Origin of the sequence: Corallococcus sp. AB018, from assembly GCF_003986945.1 — a bacterium.
GTDB lineage: Bacteria > Myxococcota > Myxococcia > Myxococcales > Myxococcaceae > Corallococcus > Corallococcus exiguus.
Genome location: NZ_RAWR01000114.1, coordinates 14,905 through 32,503, shown reverse-complemented (window position 1 = coordinate 32,503; position 17,599 = coordinate 14,905). Strand labels below are relative to the sequence as shown.

The 17,599-nt window shown below is 68.9% G+C and carries 13 protein-coding genes; 3 read left to right on the top strand and 10 right to left on the bottom strand.

All coding sequences use genetic code 11. The annotated features are described in order from the left end of the window. Positions 1-398 precede the first annotated feature (398 nt). The 10 genes from D7Y11_RS23770 to D7Y11_RS23725 form a co-directional block, all read right to left on the bottom strand. The gene (locus D7Y11_RS23770; protein ID WP_121756116.1) at positions 399-1,598 is read right to left on the bottom strand and encodes a hypothetical protein; all 1,200 of its coding nucleotides are present in this window, start codon (positions 1,596-1,598) and stop codon (positions 399-401) included. Then, entirely contained in the window at positions 1,595-2,155 is a 561-nt protein-coding gene (locus D7Y11_RS23765) for a cytochrome c (protein WP_120581527.1), read from the bottom strand. The genes D7Y11_RS23770 and D7Y11_RS23765 overlap by 4 nt, the downstream gene beginning before the upstream one ends. Then, the gene (locus D7Y11_RS23760) at positions 2,152-2,697 is read right to left on the bottom strand and encodes a DUF3341 domain-containing protein (RefSeq protein ID WP_120567452.1); all 546 of its coding nucleotides are present in this window, start codon (positions 2,695-2,697) and stop codon (positions 2,152-2,154) included. The genes D7Y11_RS23765 and D7Y11_RS23760 overlap by 4 nt, the downstream gene beginning before the upstream one ends. Positions 2,698-2,701: 4 nt before the next feature. Beyond that, positions 2,702-4,141 carry an NrfD/PsrC family molybdoenzyme membrane anchor subunit gene (nrfD, locus tag D7Y11_RS23755; protein ID WP_120581528.1) on the bottom strand — a complete coding sequence of 480 codons (1,440 nt, stop codon included), beginning with the start codon at positions 4,139-4,141 and terminating at the stop codon, positions 2,702-2,704. 5 nt (positions 4,142-4,146) lie between these two features. Then, positions 4,147-7,368, bottom strand: a complete 3,222-nt coding sequence (locus tag D7Y11_RS23750; RefSeq protein ID WP_126934871.1) for a TAT-variant-translocated molybdopterin oxidoreductase — start codon at positions 7,366-7,368, stop codon at positions 4,147-4,149. Further along, the gene (locus tag D7Y11_RS23745) at positions 7,365-8,027 is read right to left on the bottom strand and encodes a cytochrome c3 family protein (protein WP_120578326.1); all 663 of its coding nucleotides are present in this window, start codon (positions 8,025-8,027) and stop codon (positions 7,365-7,367) included. Before D7Y11_RS23745 ends, D7Y11_RS23750 begins: the two co-directional genes overlap by 4 nt. A gap of 536 nt (positions 8,028-8,563) precedes the next feature. Further along, entirely contained in the window at positions 8,564-9,217 is a 654-nt protein-coding gene (gene pdeM / locus D7Y11_RS23740) for a ligase-associated DNA damage response endonuclease PdeM (protein ID WP_126934869.1), read from the bottom strand. Beyond that, a complete protein-coding gene (locus D7Y11_RS23735) occupies positions 9,187-11,748 on the bottom strand; it encodes a ligase-associated DNA damage response DEXH box helicase (protein ID WP_126934868.1) in 2,562 nt (853 codons plus the stop codon). Before D7Y11_RS23735 ends, pdeM begins: the two co-directional genes overlap by 31 nt. After that, positions 11,735-13,333 (bottom strand): ATP-dependent DNA ligase, encoded by a 1,599-nt coding sequence (locus D7Y11_RS23730; protein WP_126934867.1) that lies wholly within the window; start codon positions 13,331-13,333, stop codon positions 11,735-11,737. The genes D7Y11_RS23735 and D7Y11_RS23730 overlap by 14 nt, the downstream gene beginning before the upstream one ends. A gap of 3 nt (positions 13,334-13,336) precedes the next feature. After that, positions 13,337-14,332 carry a ligase-associated DNA damage response exonuclease gene (locus tag D7Y11_RS23725; RefSeq protein WP_172809884.1) on the bottom strand — a complete coding sequence of 332 codons (996 nt, stop codon included), beginning with the start codon at positions 14,330-14,332 and terminating at the stop codon, positions 13,337-13,339. 226 nt (positions 14,333-14,558) lie between these two features. Here D7Y11_RS23725 and D7Y11_RS23720 point away from each other — a divergent pair, with 226 nt between their 5' ends. The 3 genes from D7Y11_RS23720 (at position 14,559) to D7Y11_RS23710 (ending at position 17,596) form a co-directional block, all read left to right on the top strand. Then, on the top strand, positions 14,559-15,467 hold the full coding sequence (locus D7Y11_RS23720) for an SH3 domain-containing protein (protein ID WP_233607376.1): 909 nt from the start codon (positions 14,559-14,561) through the stop codon (positions 15,465-15,467). A gap of 72 nt (positions 15,468-15,539) precedes the next feature. After that, positions 15,540-17,036, top strand: coding sequence for an anthranilate synthase component I family protein (locus D7Y11_RS23715; RefSeq protein WP_120578332.1), 1,497 nt, complete (start codon positions 15,540-15,542; stop codon positions 17,034-17,036). Then, positions 17,033-17,596 carry an aminodeoxychorismate/anthranilate synthase component II gene (locus D7Y11_RS23710; RefSeq protein WP_120567444.1) on the top strand — a complete coding sequence of 188 codons (564 nt, stop codon included), beginning with the start codon at positions 17,033-17,035 and terminating at the stop codon, positions 17,594-17,596. The genes D7Y11_RS23715 and D7Y11_RS23710 overlap by 4 nt, the downstream gene beginning before the upstream one ends. Positions 17,597-17,599: the final 3 nt, after the last annotated feature.

Genomic DNA, 17,599 nt, shown 5'->3' with positions numbered 1-17,599 from the left:
CGTCGGCAGCGTCAGATGTGTATAAGGGACAGGGTCCATGGCCTGCCCCAGCGACTTGTGGGCGGTGACGCCCGGCTGGTCACCCCAGCCGTTCTTCAGCGCCTGGTGCTGGCCGCCGAGCTTCTCCGCCGCGCGCCAGTCCTGTTCGAACAGGCGCTGGTTCACGATGCCAATCTCGTACTGGCCCACCGCGGCGGGGCGGGGGGGAGGACCGTCCGGCTGGGCGTCCTGCATGGTGACGACCTGGATGCGCCAGGCCCACACCGCGCCCACGAAGAAGAGCACCATGGCGCCGACACCGACGCCGATGATCTTCCCCATGACCAGGTGGTCTTCCTCGGCGGCGACGCCATGCGCGCCGACGATGACCCGCGATTCGACTTCGGACTGGGTCTTCTTCATGGCTGCACGTACCTCAGGGACTCCGCGATGTAGGGGTCCTTCACCGGGAACGTGTACTTGTTGCGCGCCCGGTACAGGGCGTAACCCACCGAGACTCCGCCCACGCCCACGAAGGCCGTGATGAGCGTCCAGTGGAACGTCGGACCGGCCTCACCGGAGTACGCCGGCCAGATGAGCCAATACAGGTCCACGGCGTGCATGAGAAGCATGTAGACGGCCGCCATCGCCAGGGTCCCGGTCTTCTCCTTCAGCTTGCGTGACAGCAGCGTGAAGAACGGCAGCACGAAGTGGCCGAAGAAGATGACCAGGGAGACGCCGCGCCACGGGCCGTACATGCGCAGGCCGTACCACGGGGCCTCTTCCGGGATGTTGGCGATCCACACCAGCAGGAACTGGGAGAAGCCGATGTAGGCCCAGAACGCCGTGAAGGCGAAGATGAGCTTGCCCAGGTTGTGGTAGTGCGGCGTCTTCACCAGGCTGCCGTACAGGTCCTTGCCCTGGGCCCGGATCGTGGCCAGCGTGAGGACGCAGAAGGCGGCCAGGAAGCTGCCGGCGAAGTAGTAGACGCCGAAGATGGTGGACTGCCACAGCGGGGTGAGGCTCATCAGCCAGTCGAAGGACGCGAAGGTGATGGTCAGCGCCAGGAAGGGCAGGGCGCCCGGGGAGAAGCGGCGCTGCTTGACGGTGAGCTCCAGGCCGCCCACCTCGTCCTGCTGGGTGCTCCATCCGTACAGCCGCTGGGAGACGAAGATCCACACCGCGAAGTAGATGACCTGGCGGACGGCGAAGAAGGTCCCGTTCAGGTAGTGGGCCTTCTTATGCGACAGGTGCTCCACCTCGATGCCGTGGATGTGGGCGGCCAGCGGCGAGCCATCCACCCAGGGGTACATGTGCTTCATCATGGGGATGAAGGCGAGGATGAGCACCGCGAAGACGGGCACCGCGATGGACATCGTCTCCATGGCGCGGCGCAGGACGATGGGCCACTTCGCCTTCGCCGTGTGGAAGATGGCCAGCATGATGAGGGCGGACACGCTGATGCCGACCCAGTAGGTGAAGCCCAAGAGGTAGCTGAAGCTGGTCGCCTCGGGGTTCATGAAGAAGCCCACGGCGGTGAGCACGAGGCCCACCACGCCCAGGCCGAACGCGGGCACCATCAGCTTGGGCGTGCCGGTGTAGCGCTCCATGGCAGTCATCGGTTCTCCTGCGGGACGGGCTGCGTCCCGGCGGTGCTGCGGGCGGCCTGCAGCGCGCGCACATAGGCGACGACGGCCCAGCGCTCGCGCGTGTCGAGCTCACCCGAGAAGGACGGCATGATGCCGTAGCCCTCGTTGATGGCGGTGTAGAAGTGGCCAGCCGGCTTGTCCGCGAGCTCCAGCAGGGACGGCGGCAGGCGCAGCGCCATGTTCTCCGCGACGACGCTGTTGCCGTCGCCGAGCACGCCATGGCACTGCGAGCAGACGATGTTGTACTTCTTCTGGCCAAGCTCCAGCAGGTGCTTGTCCACCGGAAGCGGGATGGCGTTCACGGCCACGCCATTGGAGCGGCCCGTGGAGATGCCCGGGTTGCCCACCGGCCGCTCGCGCGGGACGGTGCCGGCGGGGGGCACGCGCATGGCGCGCCCGTCCGGCCAGAACTCGGACGTCTCGTAGTACTCGTACTTGGCCTGGTGCTCCATGCGCTGGAGGAACTCCGAGCTGACGTTGCAGCCCGTGAGCGCGGCGAGCCCGGCGGCGGGGATGAGCCACCTCATTCGTTCTCTCCCGACACGACGGTCACGTGGGTCGCGCCCAGGGCCGTCAGCTGGTTCTTGACGTCCGCGGCGTCCGTCCCCGTGGGGTGCGGGATGCTCAGCCAGAAGCCGTGCGTGGACGCGCTGCGGAACTCTTCCGACTCGAAGGCCGGGTGGTAGGGCTGCGGCAACTTACTCAGGCCGAGCAGGCCGAAGAAGATGCCGAACGCGGCGAACAGCACGCTCAACTCGAACGTGATGGGCACCCAGGCCGGGAGGCTCAGCAGCGGACGGCCGCCGACGTTGAGCGGGTAGTCGACGGTGTTCATCCACGTCTGCATCGTGAGGGCGGTCACCATGCCGGTGAGGCCGCCGCCCAGTGCGATGAAGGGCATGCGAGAGGGCGGCAGACCGAGGGCCTCCGACCCGCCGTGCAGCGGGTACGGGGAGTAGGTGTCCATCCCCTGGAAGCCCTTCTCGCGCATCTGCTGCGTGGCGGAGACGAGGGCTTCCGGGGTGGCGAACTCGGCCATCACCCAGGAATCAAGGACCTTGGCTTCCATGATGCTAGTGCGCTCCGTGGGTGGCCGCGGCGTCCGAGCCGTGGTGTCCGTTGCCATGGGCGGCGTGGGCGGCGTGCTTGAGCTCCAGCTGGAGCTCCTTCACCTCGCTCACCGCGACGGCGGGAACGAACTTGAGGAACAGGAGGAACAGGGTGCCGAACAGGCCCAGCGTGCCGATGTAGATGCACCAGTCCACCCAGGTGGGCGTGTAGATGTCCCACGAGGAGGGCAGGAAGTCCTGCGACAGCGACGTCACGATGATGATGAAGCGCTCGCACCACATGCCGATGTTCACCGCGATGGACGCCACCCACATGATGGGGATGCTGGTGCGGGCCTTCCTGAACCAGAAGATGTTCGGGGTGATGACGTTGCAGGCGATCATCAGCCAGTACACGCCGGCGTAGGGGCCCGTGGCGCGGTTCACGTAGAAGGTCCAGAACTCGTACTGGTTCATGGAGTACCAGGCGATGAAGTGCTCCATCATGTACCCGTAGGACACGATGAGGCCCGTCGCGAGGATGACCTTGTTCATGTTCTCCAGGTGGCGGTCGGTAATCACGTCCCGGAGGCCCAGGTACTTGCGGGCGGGGACGATGAGCGTGATGACCATCGCGAAGCCGCTGAACACGGCGCCGGCCACGAAGTAGGGCGGGAAGATGGTCGCGTGCCAGCCCGGAATCTGGGACACGGCGAAGTCGAACGACACGATGGTGTGCACGGACACCACGAGCGGCGTCGAGAGGCCGGCGAGCAGCAGGTAGCCAACCTTGTAGTTGTGCCAGTGACGGCCGGAGCCGCGCCAGCCGAGCGCGAAGAGGCCGTAGATGGTGCGCTGCAGCTTGCCCTTGGACGAGTCACGCAGGGCCGCCAGGTCCGGGATGAGGCCCACGTACCAGAAGAGCGCGGACACCGTGAGGTACGTGGAGATGGCGAACACGTCCCACACGAGCGGCGAGCGGAACTGCGCCCAGGCGCCCAGGGTGCTGGGGTAGGGGAACAGCCAGAAGGCGAACCAGGGACGGCCCGTGTGGAGCAGCGGGAACAGGCCGGCGCACATGACCGCGAACAGCGTCATGGCTTCCGCGAAGCGGTTGATGCTCGTGCGCCACTTCTGCTGGAAGAGCAGGAGGATGGCGGAGATGAGCGTACCGGCGTGGCCGATACCGACCCACCAGACGAAGTTGATGATGTCGAACGCCCAGCCCACCGGCTGGTTGTTGCCCCACACGCCGATGCCGCGCGCGAGGGTGTACGTGACACCAACGACCAGGAGGCCCAGCGCCGCGGACGTGATGCCCAGCAGCATGAACCAGCCCTTGCCGGGCTTGCGCCAGACATGGTCCAGCAGCGTTTCATTGAGGGACTTGTCGTCGTGGTGCGGCGCGACGAGGTCCCGGGGCTCGAGGGGGTCGAGCGGGAGTGCGTGTGCGGTCTCGGCCATGACGGTCAGTGACCTCCTTCATGCGCCGGCGCGGCTTCAGCAGGGGCGGCGGGCACGAGGGCAGGGTTGGGGTTGCGCAGGCGGATGAGGTGGGCGGTGCGGGGGCGGGTGCCCAGCTCGTGCAGCAGCCGGTAGGCACGCTCGTCCTCTTGGAGCTGGGTGACGCGCTGGGCGGGGTCCGCCAGGGAGCCGAAGGCGATGGCCTGCGTGGGGCAGGTCTGCTGGCACGCCGTCTGGAGCTCCTTCTCCTGGATGAGGCGCTTCTCGACGCGCGCGTTGATGCGGACGCGCTCGATGCGCTGCACGCAGTAGGTGCACTTCTCCATGACGCCGCGGTTGCGCACCGTGACGTCCGGGTTCATCAGCATCTTCTCGGTCGGCGTCTTGCCCTGCGTGTAGTGCAGGTAGTTGAAGCGGCGGACCTTGTACGGGCAGTTGTTGGAGCAGTACCGCGTGCCGATGCAGCGGTTGTACACCATGTCGTTGAGGCCCTCGTCCGAGTGCACGGTGGCGTTCACCGGGCAGACGTACTCGCAGGGGGCCTTCTCGCAGTGCACGCACGCGACGGGCTGCATGACCATGGCGGGGTCGTTCTCATCGCCCTGGAAGTAGCGGTCGATGCGCAGCCAGTTCATCTCACGGCCGCGGCCCACCTGCTCCTTGCCCACGACGGGGATGTTGTTCTCCGCCTGGCACGCCACGACGCACGCGTTGCAGCCCGTGCAGCGCGACAGGTCGATGGACATGCCCCACTTGTAGCCCTCTTGCGGCGTCTTGGCGTAGTCGAAGTCGGGCAGGTTGTTCTGCTTGCCCAGCTCGTACTTGGCCTGGACGCGCTCCAGGGTGTGGGACGTCTCCTTCGACGGGTGCGCCAGCTCGCTGACGGACATGTCGAGCGCCAGCGGGCGGCCCTCCATGCGCCAGTGGTACTGGGTGCGGGAGAACTTGTGGCTGCCGCGGACCTTGGTCAGCTTCGCGCCGCCGTCGAACCAGGGGGCGTTCGTGGTGCGCAGCAGGTTGGCGTTGACGCCCACGCCCTTGGCCACGACCTCGTGGAGGCCGGTGCGGCCGTAGCCCAGCGCCACGGTGACGGTGTCGTCCGCGTTGCCGGGGAGGATGGTGACGGGGATCTGCAGCTTGCGGCCGCCGTACTCCAGCTCCGCGACGTGGCCGTTCTCCAGGCCCAGCTTCTTGGCCGTGGCCGGGCTGAGGATGGCGGCGTTGTCCCAGACGATCTTCGTGATGGGGTCCGGCGTCTCCTGGAGCCACGCGTTGTTGGCGAAGCGGCCGTCCAGCAGCTTGTAGTCGTGGACGAAGTTGATCTCCAGCTCACCGGCCGCGGGCGGCTGGTAGGCGGCGACCAGCGCGTTGGCGGCGCCCGCATCCGGGGTCGCGGTCGTCAGCGCGGAGGCGACGCTGCCGGGGACGACGCCCTCGGAGACCCAGGTCTCCCAGCGGGTCTCGAAGTCGGCGCGGCCGGCCTCGCCACCCTGCGCGGTCCAGTAGTCGCGGAGGATCTGGTAGGCGGGGCGGAAGGGCTCGTCGAGGAACAGCGCGTACAGCTCCGCTTCCGGCACGCCGTTGAAGAGCGGCTGGATGAGGGGCTGGGCGATGCTGACGGTGCCGTCCACCGCGCGGCCGTCGCTCCAGGTCTCCAGCTGGTGCGCCAGGGGCACGAACCAGTCGGCGAACTTGGAGGTCTCGTCCTCGTAGTGGCCCGCGTACAGGACGGACAGCGCCTTGCGGTTGGCGTTCTGCTTGGGGTCCAGCACCTCCGCCAGGCCCGCGTCCACCGGCAGGGCGTAGACGGGGTTGGTGGCGGTGATGACCAGCGTGTCCACCTTGCCGGCCTTGATGTCCGCGACCAGGGCGCTGATCTCCGACAGGCCCGAGGCCTCCGGAGCGGCGGCCGGGACGACCTTCACGGTCGTGCCCACGTTGCCCAGCGCGCCGTTGATGGCCTGCGCCAGCGCGTGCACGGCGGCGGGCTGGCGCTCACCGGCGAGCACCACGGAGCGGCCGGCCTTGGACTTGAGGTCCTGGGCCACGGCCTGCACCCACGACTGGGTCTCCGGGCTCAGCGAGCCGGCCTTGCCGGACGCGGCGGCGCCCAGGCTGGCGGCGGCGCCACCCACGGCCTGCGCCAGCGCGGCGGCGACGGCGAAGACCTCGGAGGACTTCACGCGCTTGCGGTGGTCCGCCATGCCGCCGGTGATCGACATGCGCGATTCGGCGACGTACAGGCGGTTGAGCTCCCCGTTCTTCGGGTCGCGGCGGTCCGCGAACTGGCGGTTGAGGGCCAGGTTCTCCGGGCGGCTCTCCAGGAAGTCCGCGTCCAGGGAGACGATGACGTCCGCGCGGCTCAGGTCGTAGAGGGCCTGGACCGGCTGGCCGAACAGCGCGCGGTTCGCCTCGCCGGCGGCGGAGTCCGTGATGGACGAGAACGCGTGGAAGCGCGCGTTGGGCAGCTTCTTCTGGATGCGGCCCGTCACGTCGCGCAGCATCGGGGAGCTGATGGGCTCCGTGAGGAAGCGCAGGCGACTGCCACCGTCGGCCACGGCCCTCTGGCTGACGAGGGAGGAGATGTCCTCGGCCAGAACGCGCAGCGAGCGGGGGTTGTTGCCCTGGCGCAGCACGCGGGCGCGCTGCGGGTCATAGAGCGAGAGCAGGAACGCCTGCTCGAAGACGCCGGCAGCGCCCTGGTTGATGGGGTGCTGGGGGTTGCCTTCGATCTTCACCGGGCGGCCTTCGCGCGCGGTGATCAGCAGGCCGGAGGTGTGGCCTCCGAGCGTCATGCCGGACGCGTAGTGCAGCGGGTTGCCCGGGGTCACTTCCGGCGGCGTCTTCGTGTACGCCACCATCCGCTCATCCTGCGGACGGGTGCTGCACGCGGTGGCGCCAGCCAGGGCGAGCGACGCGCCCATCAGCTGCATGAACTCGCGGCGGGCGAAGCCGGTGGGGGGAAGGTCCGCGCCGACGGGGAATTCCGGGCGGGTCTCCTCCAGGAACTCCGGCGTGGCGAGCTTCTCCTCCAGGCCGAGCCAGTACGTCTTGCCGTACGCGCCCTCCGCGGCAACGGCGCGGGTGGAGGCGTGGTCGAGCGCTTCACCCACGACGTCGTCGTGGGAGTGCGCGTGGGGGGCGGCCTCGTTGCGGCCCGAGACGACCGGGAGCGCGAAGGACGAGGGGGTTTCCTGCGCGGGCGCGCTGTCAGGCTTGGTGTTCATCGGTGGCATGTGGAGCAGCTCGTGCGCGAGTGAACGTCGTATTCCTTGATGAGCGTCTCGGCGAGAGCTTCAGCTTCCGCCTTCGCCGCGGGGGGCGCCCAGGTCATGCTGGTGATGAACTCCGGGGGCCGGAGGTTGGGGCCGGGGTTGCGGTGGCAATCCAGGCACCAGCTCATCGTCAGCGGGGCGGACTGCTCGATGGCGCCCATCTGGTCCACTCGGCCGTGGCAGGTGGCGCAGCCGACGCCCTTGCCCACGTGGATGGAGTGGTTGAAGTAGACGAAGTCCGGCAGGTTGTGGACGCGGACCCAGGGGATGGGCTGGTCGGCGAAGAACGCCTTGCGGACCTCGGTGAGGTACGGGCTCTTGTTCCACACCTGCGCGTGGCAGGACATGCACACGGTGGTGGAGGGGATGCCCGCCGACGGGGATTTCTCCACCGACCAATGGCAGTAGCGACAGTCGATCTGCTCGTCACCGGCGTGGTGCCGGTGGTCGAACTCGATGGGCTGTTCCACCGGGCGCGCCTGATTGGTCACGAGCGGAGAGCGCACGTAGGCCAAGAGGCCGCCGATGGCGATGGCGGGCACGGCGAGGAGCATCGCGGCCGACAGGCGCGACACCGTATTCGTCCAGCGTGGGAAGAGAGGGCCGCTCATACCAGGACCAGGGGCAAGGGGACTGAAGGCGACATGAAAGCAGGGGTGGACGCGGGGAAACCGTTCGGCGCGGAAGTCAGGGGGGCCGTCCCGGTCCCGGTGGACCGGGCGGGCGGTGGCTCCTGGCGCTCAGACGGCAAGGCAGTCACGTCCAACGAACCTCTAGGATGGTGCCGTGGGCGCGGGTCCCTCATGAACTTCCCGACCCAATGCGGCGCGGGACCATCATTCATGAGCACGGCAGTGTCAACCATTCTGTGGGGAGTGGGAATAAGGAGCGCTTAGCACCTTCTGGGGCGGTTGCGACAAGTTGCCCGCGCGCGGTGATGAATCCCGCTTCTGGCGATCGGAAGGGAGCTTTGCGCGAGGAGACTCTTCCCTCTGGGATCAATCCCTTTCAGGGCGCGCGCTACAGGGTGCGACGGTCCGCGCCGCGCATGAATCGGGGCTACTGGGAGTCCGTGTCGACGGGGTCGCGGGTGTCATCGGTGGCGATGATCCGGAGGACGCGGCGGCGTTCGGCCTGGCTCATGGCGCTAGACCTCCACCACCGCGGTGCCGGCGATGGCGTAGACGCGGTCCTTCCTTCCCCGCCGCACGTCCATACCGCCCGTGAAGGCGCTGAACGCGGGCAGGACGCCCACGCCGGGGCCCAGGTGGAAGCAGGGCAGCCGCAGCCGGTCCGCTCCGCCCGACAGCCGCACCATGGGGTGGAGGTGCCCGGCCCAGACGTAGCGTCCGGTGGCCGGCTCCGGGTGGTGGGCGAAGCGGAACGGGCCTTCGTCTAATACCTCCGCGCGGTCCTCCATCCTCCAGGAGGGCGGAAGGGTCCGCACGTGGCGGTCATGGTTGCCGCGTATCAGCACGACTTCTAGTGATGCATGAGCTTCGCGCCAGGTATTCACGCGGCTGATGACGTCCGCGGTGAGCCCCTGGCGCGAGTGCACGAGGTCCCCCACCAATAGGAGTCGCCGGGCGCTGGTGGCGGTGAGGGCGGCGGAGAGGCGGGCCAGGTCGTCATCCAGGACCCCCAGGGGGAGGGGGATGCCGTGCTGCTGGAAGGACTCCGTCTTGCCCCAATGCAGGTCGGCCACCGCGAGCACGCCGGCCTCGGGCCAGTGCAAGGCCCGTTCCGGGAGCAGCTCCACGTCCACCTCCGCTACGCGGGTCTGGCATCGGCCTGGGACCATCGCTCCTTGAGGCGCTGCACGCGGTCCAGCAGGGATTCGTTGGACACGCTCGCGCTGATGCGCTCGACGACGAGCGGGAAGCCCAGCGGCGAGGGCCGGTGGACATGGACGACTTCGACGGGGTGCGCCTCCAGGCGCTCCAGGGTGCGCGCGAGCCGGCCCTGTTCGAACTGATGTTCCAGGACCTCGCGGCGGGCCTGGCGCAAGAGGAGGTTGTCCGGGTCGTACTTCACGAAGACGTCATAGAGGAGCGCGGCGCTGGCCTGGACCTGGCGGGTGGATTTGCGCGCTCCGGGCAGGCCCGGCATCACCAGTCCGGCCACACGGGCGATGTCGCGGAACTGCCGGCGCGCGAGCTCGCTCAGGTTCACGCTCTCCAGGATGTCCTCCACCAGGTGCTCGCGGGTGAAGAGGGCCGCGCGCAGGGCTTCATCGAAGGGGAACGGTGTGGAGGTGAGCAGCTCCAGGCCGTAGTCGTTCACGGACAGGCTGAAGGTGGCCTTCTGCAGGCGCGTGAGGCGCAGGGCGAGGAGCGCCGCCAGGCCTTCGTGCACGAGCCTTCCTTCAAAGGGATACAGGAAGAGGTGGTAGCCGTCCCGCGTGCGGCAGGTCTCCGCCAGACAGCGGCCGTCGCTGGGGATGCGGGACAGGCGGGCCTGTGCGTCGAGGATGGGCCATGCGGCGGCGACCTCGTCGCGGGTGACGTCGCCCTGGCGCGCGGCCTCCAGCGTGCGGCGCATCGCGGACGCGAGCGAGGTGGACAGGGGCAGGCGGCTGCCGCCCCAGCGTGGCGTCTGGGTGGCCTTGGCCTTCGCGGGCTTCACGTACGCCGTCATGTCCTTGAAGCGGCTGAACTCCAGCCGGCGGCCCGCGAAGAGGAAGGTGTCTCCAGGCTTCAGGCGGCTGACGTAGGACTCCTCCACCGTGCCCAGGGTTCCGCCGCTCCAGTAGCGCAGCTGCACGGATGCGTCCGACGTGATGGTTCCGATGTTGAGCCGGTGCAGCCGGGCGAGGCGCGCATCGGGCACGCGGAGGCGGCCGTTCACCTCCACCACGCGGCGGAACTCCGGGTAGGCGCGCAGCGTGGGGCCTCCTTCGCGCACCAGGGTGAGGGCCCAGTCGAACTCCTCGTCGGTGAGGGACGCGTAGCTCGTGGCGGTGCGGACCTCGTCGCGCAGGGCCTCGCGGGTGAAGCCTCCTCCCAGTGCGCACGTCACCAGGTGCTGGGCCAGCACGTCGAGCGGCTTGGACAAGGGCGTGCGCGGCTCCACTTCGCGGCGCGCGATGGCGTCTCGGGCGGCGGCCATCTCCACCAGTTCGAGCGCGTGCGTGGGGACGAAGAGGATGCGGCACGTGGCTCCGGGACGGTGCGCGCTGCGGCCCGCGCGTTGGAGCGTGCGGCCGATGCCCTTGGGACTTCCTATCTGGATGACTCGCTCCACCGGGCCGAAGTCCACGCCCAGGTCCAGTGATGACGTGCACACGACGAGGCGCAGGCTCCCGTCCTTGAGGCCTCCTTCCACGCGCTCTCGCTCCTCGCGGTCGATGGAACCGTGATGCAGCGCGAGCAGGTGTTCCCACTCGGGGCGCAGGAAGCGCAGTCCTTCGAACCAGCGCTCCGCCTGTGAGCGGGTGTTGGTGAAGAGGAGTGTGGACTGCGTGGGGTCCAGCCAGTCCGCCACGCGTGGGAGCATGGTGAAGCCCAGGTGCCCGGCCCACGGGAAGGTGTCCACCTCCTCTGGCAGCAGCGTCTCCACGTGCACGGGGCGCTGCAGATCCGCGCTGACCAGCGTGGGCTTGCGGTCCGTGCCCACGACAGTGCGCGCGGCCTCCTCCAGATTGGCGAGCGTGGCGGACAGCGCCCAGATGCGCAGGCTCGGAGCGAAGTGGCGCAGGCGGGCCAGAGCGAGTTCCACCTGGGTGCCTCGCTTGGATGCGAGCAGTTCGTGCCACTCGTCCACGATGACGGCGCGCAGTGAGGCGAAGTTCTCCGCGGCCTGCTCCTGTGTCAGAAGGAGCGACAGGGACTCCGGCGTGGTGATGAGGACCTGAGGTAGGCGCTCGCGCTGACGTTGGCGCACGGAAGAGGACGTGTCGCCCGTGCGGCTCTCCACCTCCAGGTCCGTGTCCAATGCCATCAGCGGTTCGCGCAGGGCCTGCTCCACGTCACGCGACATGGCTCGCAGTGGCGTGAGGTAGAGGATTTGGAGGCCCTTCTGATTGCGCTCCGCCACGTCCGCCAGCGGGCCGAGGTATGCGGCGTATGTCTTGCCCGCGCCGGTGGGCACGTGGATGAGGCCGCTGTCTCCTCGTGCGTAGGCGGCCCACGCTTCTTCCTGGAAGGCGTAGGGCGTCCAGCCCTTGGATGCGAACCACTGGCGGAGTTGAGCCAGCGGCGTGCCTTTGTATGGGGATGGGCTTCGGGGCGCGGGGCGCTTTGCGCGAGTCTTTGTTGGCTTCGGTGATTCGCCCTGCTTCTCCGGCGCGTGCTTGCCGCGCATGCGATTGCGGCGGGGCCTAGTGGGCTGCATGAAGCAGCCCCTTCAACGAGTCGAGCGTGTCCGCGTCCCTCGCCGTCTTGTCCGCGCGCCAGCGGGCGATGCGTGGGAAGCGCAGGGCGATGCCTGACTTGTGGCGCGGGGACGGGGCGATGGCTTCGAAGTGCAGCTCGAACACCTGCTCCGGATCCACCGAGCGCACCGGGCCGAACTTCTCCCGCGTGTGGGCGCGGATCCACCGGTCCAGCTTGCCAATCTCCTCGTCGGTGAGGCCCGAGTAGGCCTTCGTCACCGGGAGCAGGTCCTCGCCGTTCCACACCGCGAAGGTGTAGTCCGTGTAGAGCGACGAGCGCCGGCCGTGACCTGGATGCGCGTAGAGCAGCACCGCATCCACGGTGTACGGATCGATCTTCCACTTCCACCAATCGCCGCGCTTGCGCCCCGTCTGGTACACCGAGTCCAGGCGCTTGAGCATCAGGCCTTCGACGTTGCGAGCGCGGGACTCCTTGCGCAGCTCCGCCAGTTCTTCCCACGAAGCGGCTGTCACCGTGGGGGAGATGGGGAAGCGTGGGTGGTCCTTGAGCAGGGCCTCCAGCCTCGCGCGGCGCTCGCGCAGGGGCAGTTCTCGCAAGTCCTTTCCGTCCTGCTCCAGCAGGTCGTAGACGACGAACGCGGCGGGGGCCTCCGCCAGCACCTTGGGCGTGAGCTTCTGTCTGCCAATGCGGCGCTGGAGCCGGGCGAAGGGCAGGGGGACTCCGTCCTCGTAGGCCATCACCTCGCCGTCGAGTACCGTGCCTTCGGGCAGGGCCCGTGCGGCTTCGGTGATTTCGGGGAAGCGTTCGGTGATCAGCTCCTCGCCCCGGCTCCAGAGAAACACCTCGCCCTGGCGTCGGATGAGTTGGCCCCGGATGCCGTCCCACTTCCATTCGACGAGCCAGTCGCTCAATTCGCCCAGGGACTCCGCTGGCTGCTCCAGCGGCGACGCGAGGTAATACGGATATGGGCGCGACACGTGCCCGTCCGATACGTCCGGTGCCACGAGCTGTTCGAAGAACGCCTTCGTCGGCGTCCACGTGCCCATCAGCCGGTGCGCCACGCTGGGCGGGGGCAGGCCGGTGACCTGCGCGATGGCTCGCACCACCAGCGTGTTGGACACGCCCACGCGCAATTCGCCTGTGAGCATCTTGTTGAGGAGGAACAGCTCGCGGCGGGGCATGGACTTCCACCAGCCCACGACTCGCTCGCGCTGCTCCGCCGCGTCCAGGCCACGCAGGGGCAGCAGTCGCTCTTCCAACCAACGTGAGAGGGGAAGCTCCTCGGCGTGCTCGGGCGGGAGGTTCGCTCCGTCGAGCAGCAGGGCAATCACCTCCGCCAGGTCTCCCACCGACGCGTAGACCTCGTCGAAGAGCCAGCCCGAGATGCCCGTGAGTTCCTGAGTCCAGCCCACCAGCAGCTTCGACGTGAGCAGTCGCTTGAGCTTCTGACCTGTGAGGAAGAACAGTCCCCAGGCCGCGTCCTCCGGTGGCGTCTGCCGGAAGTAGCGCGCCATCGCCTCCACCTTCGCGTTGGTGGAGGTCGTCTGGTCGAGCGTGTCGTAGAGGTCGGCCAGGGCGCGCACGCGTCAGTCCTCCGCTTCGCCCTCGAAGGGCGTGGCGAGCGGCGAGGCATCCACGCCCCGCTCCCGCAGGTAGTGCGACAAGGGGTCGGTGTAGCCGTGCGTGACGAGCACCTTCTCCGCCTGTGTGTCCGCCACCGTGCGCAGCAGGTCCGGCCAGTCCGCGTGGTCGGAGAGCACGAAGCCCCGGTCGTAGCCTCGACGGCGCCGGTTGCCTCGCACGCGCATCCACCCCGACGCGAAGCCCGTCTCCGCTTCGCCGAAGCGGCGCATCCACGTGGAGCCGGCCGCGCTCGGCGGCGCCAGCACCAGCGCGCCCGCGAAGGACGTGCCCTTCTCCGTCTCCGACACCATCTGCGTGGGCAGCATCGCGATGCCCGCCTCGCGGTACGCGGTGACGAGCCCGTTCACCGCGCCGTGCACGTAGGCCGGCCGGTCCGTCAGCTTCCCCAGCTCCGCCAACAAGCGCTGTGCCTTGCCCAGCGCGTAGCAGAACAGCACCGCGGAGCGGCCCGCCTCGCGGTTCGCGTCCCACCAGCGCAGGATGTCCTGGGCCACGAGGCCCGTCTCATCCCAACGGTAGATGGGCAGGCCGAACGTCGCCTCGGTGATGAAGGTGTTGCAGCGCACCACTTCGAAGGGCGCGCACGTGGGGTCCGGCGTGCGCTTGTAGTCGCCGGAGATGACCCAGACCTCGCCCCGGTGCTCGACGCGGATCTGCGCGCTGCCCAGCACGTGGCCCGCGGGATGGAAGCTCACGGTGGTGTCGCCCACGGTCAGCTTCTCGCCGTACTCCAGCGTGTCGATGACCGCGTCCGCTCCCAGGCGGCGCTGCAACAGGCCTCGGCCGGGAGCTGCCCCCAGGTAGCGTTTGCTCCCACTTCGGGCGTGGTCGCCGTGCGCGTGCGTGACGAGCGCCCGCTCCACCGGACGCCATGGGTCGATGTGGAAGTTCCCCGCCTGGCAATACAGCCCCTGCGGCGTCACGGAAACCAGCGGCATTCGTTCCTGGTGGGTCGCGGTGGCCACGGTCCTCTAGAGGTAACGAGGCCTTGGAGCAGGGGCCACCCACGGCCGGACCCTCTCGCGCGCTCCGCTGACAAGGGGGCGGGCGGCCGTCCTGACCTTGCTTGCGCTCCAAACGACGAAGCCAGGGACCGGAGGGCCCCTTGGATGGTGGGCGTGGACAGGGGATAAACCCGGAAACCCCAACCTCGGACCCTTTGTGATGACGCCGTCCGCGCTCTTCTTGTCCCTCATCCTGACGCAAGAACCGGACTCCGAGACGGTGCTCGAATACAGCGCCGTGATGGCGGAGGAGGGCGCCGCGCCGGCCCCCGAGAGCTTCGAGTTCACCTCCTTCGAAGCGGGGCGGACGGTCTATCTGGGCGTGGACGAGGGGAACCTGCGCGCGAACGCGGCGGCGGACGCGGCCGTGGTCCAGACGTTGATGCTGGGCACGCCCGTGAAGGTGGTGAAGGCGGGGACCCGCGCGAAGGTCGGGGAGTACGTCAACACCTGGTACCAGGTGGCGGTGGTGGACGCGAAGGCGCCCGCGGGTGCCGCGCCCGTCACGGGCTGGGTGTTCGGCAACACGCTCACTCCATTCCGCATCGAGGCCGACCTGGACGGGGACGGTGAGATGGAAGTGGCCACGGTGGTGATGAGCAACGAGTTCAAGGCTCGCGTGCGCGTGCTGGAGCCGAACGTGAAGCCGCCCCGGCGCGTGAGCAGCGTGGACGTGCAGGTGGCCTCCACGGCCTACGGTGAAGGCCATGGCGGTCCGGTGAAGATGCGCCTGGTTCCCGCGAAGAAGGCGGGCGTGGCGCTGCTGGAGATGGAGTCCACGCCGGAGCGCTGCGGGGACTTCATCACCACGTACGTGAGCTACACGCAGGCGGACGGGAAGAAGGCGAAGGGCGTGCTCGGCAAGGCGAAGCTCGCGCTGGAGGCGGCCGGGCTGTCGGACGCGCCGAACTTCAGCACCTTCAAGGTGGCCTTCCAGGCGGCCGCGAAGCAGGCCGTGGTGACGCGCAAGACCGTCGAGGAAGAGGAAGAAGGCAAGGCGTGGACGGTTACGGCGCGCGAGGTCTATCAGTGGAATGACGGCGTGTTCACGAAGGTGAAGAAGCCGTAGGTGCAGGGCCCGGAAGGCCGGGCACCCGGGAGCCCCTCCGGGTGAAGGAAGAGGGGGTCAGGGCAATCGACCATGGATGCGCAGGAGCGGAAGGCAGCCTACCGGCAGCGCGCGGAAGCAGGCCAGGCGGTGCCGGTGTCGGTGGAGTTGCCGGCGGACCTGGATACACCGCTGTCGGCATACCTGAAGCTGGGCGGTGGAAGCCGCGGCTTCATCCTCGAGTCGTGCTACGGCGGCGAGCGCTTCGGGCGCTACAGCCACGTGGGCGTGAACCCGGCGGGCCGCGTGCGGCTGGACCGCGACGGGCTCACGTTGTGGCGTGGCTCGCATGAGGAGCGCCGCGAGGGCCGGCCGCTGGACGTGCTGCGCACGCTGTGGCGCGAGCTGTCCGTGGCGACGCTGCCGGGCGAGGCGCCCTTCCTGGGCGGGCTCGTGGGCTACCTGGGCTACAACGCCACGTCGTGGTTCGAGCCGAGCGTGCCGGACCGCCATCCGCGCGACACGGGCTTCCCGGACTCCGAGTGGCTCATCGCGGAGGACTTCGTCACCCACGACACGCGCACCCAGACGCTCAAGGCCATCACCATCGCTCGGCCCGCGCTGCACGGCAGTGTCGCGGCGGCGCTGAAGGACGCGGAAGGACGCGCGGAGGCAATGGCGGAGAAGCTGCGCCGGCCGCTGTCGCCGGAGGCCTACGCCGCCGTCCCCGCGCAGAAGAACGCGCCGGCCCCCGTCGCGTGCTGGGACCGCGAGGGCTACGCCCGGGCGGTGGAGAAGGTGCAGGAGTACGTGCGCGCGGGCGACTGCTTCCAGGCGGTGCTCGCGCGCAGGTTCGAGGCGAAGGGCGCCATCCCTCCGCTGTCGCTCTACCGCGCGCTCCGGCGCGTGAATCCGTCTCCGTACCTGTTCCTGGTGGACCTGGGCGAGGCGCGCGCGCTGGTGGGCGCGTCACCGGAGTTGCTGGTGCAGGTGCGCGATGGGGATGTGGTGGTGCGGCCCATCGCGGGCACTCGCCGCCGGGGCGGCTCCGAGGCCGAGGACCAGGCGCTGGAGAAGGAGCTGCTCGCGGACGAGAAGGAGCGCGCCGAGCACATCATGCTGGTGGACCTGGGGCGCAACGACGTGGGCCGGGTGGCCGCGCCGGGCACGGTGCGCATCGAGGACCTGATGATCATCGAGCGCTACAGCCACGTGATGCACATCGTGTCCCAGGTGCGCGGCAAGCTGGACACCACGCGCTTCGACGCGCTGGACGCGCTGGCGAGCACCTTCCCCGCGGGCACTGTTTCAGGCGCACCGAAGATCCGCGCGATGCAGATCATCGACGAGCTGGAGCCCATGCGGCGCGGGCCCTATGCCGGCGCGGTGGGCTACCTGTCCTTCTGCGGCACGCTGGATGTGGCCATCGCGCTGCGCACCTTCTTCGTGGATGGCGACCGCACCATGTGGACCGCCGGGGCGGGGCTGGTGGCGGACTCGGACCCCATGAAGGAAGCGGACGAGACGGAGGCGAAGGCGGGCGCCATGGCCGCCGCGCTGCGCCTGGCTCGCGAAGGAGGTGGGCGGTGATCCTCGTCATCGACAATTACGACTCGTTCACCTTCAACCTGGTGCAGTTGCTCTACACGCTGGGCGCGGAGGTGAAGGTCGTGCGCAACGACGCGCTGGATGTCGCGGGCATCGCGGCGTCGGGTGCGTCCCACCTGGTGGTGTCTCCGGGGCCGTGCACGCCGCACGAGGCCGGGGTGAGCGTGGCGGCCATCTCCCAGTCTCGAGTGCCGGTGCTGGGCGTGTGCCTGGGACACCAGTCGATTGGTGCTGCGTTTGGCGGACAGGTGGTGCGCGCGCCGGAGCCCGTGCATGGCAAGGCGGCGCACATCCGGCACGGCGGCACCGGCGTCTTCACCGGCATGCGGCAGGGCTTCCAGGCGGCGCGCTACCACTCGCTGGTGGTGGCGGCGGAGTCCATGCCCGCGGAGTTGGAGGCCACCGCGTGGAGCCAGGATGGCCTGGTGATGGCGCTGCGTCACCGCACGCGGCCGGTGGTGGGCCTGCAGTTCCATCCAGAGAGCGTGCTGACGCCGGAAGGCCCGTCGCTGGTGCGCAACTTCCTGGAGGGGAAGCTGTAGCGG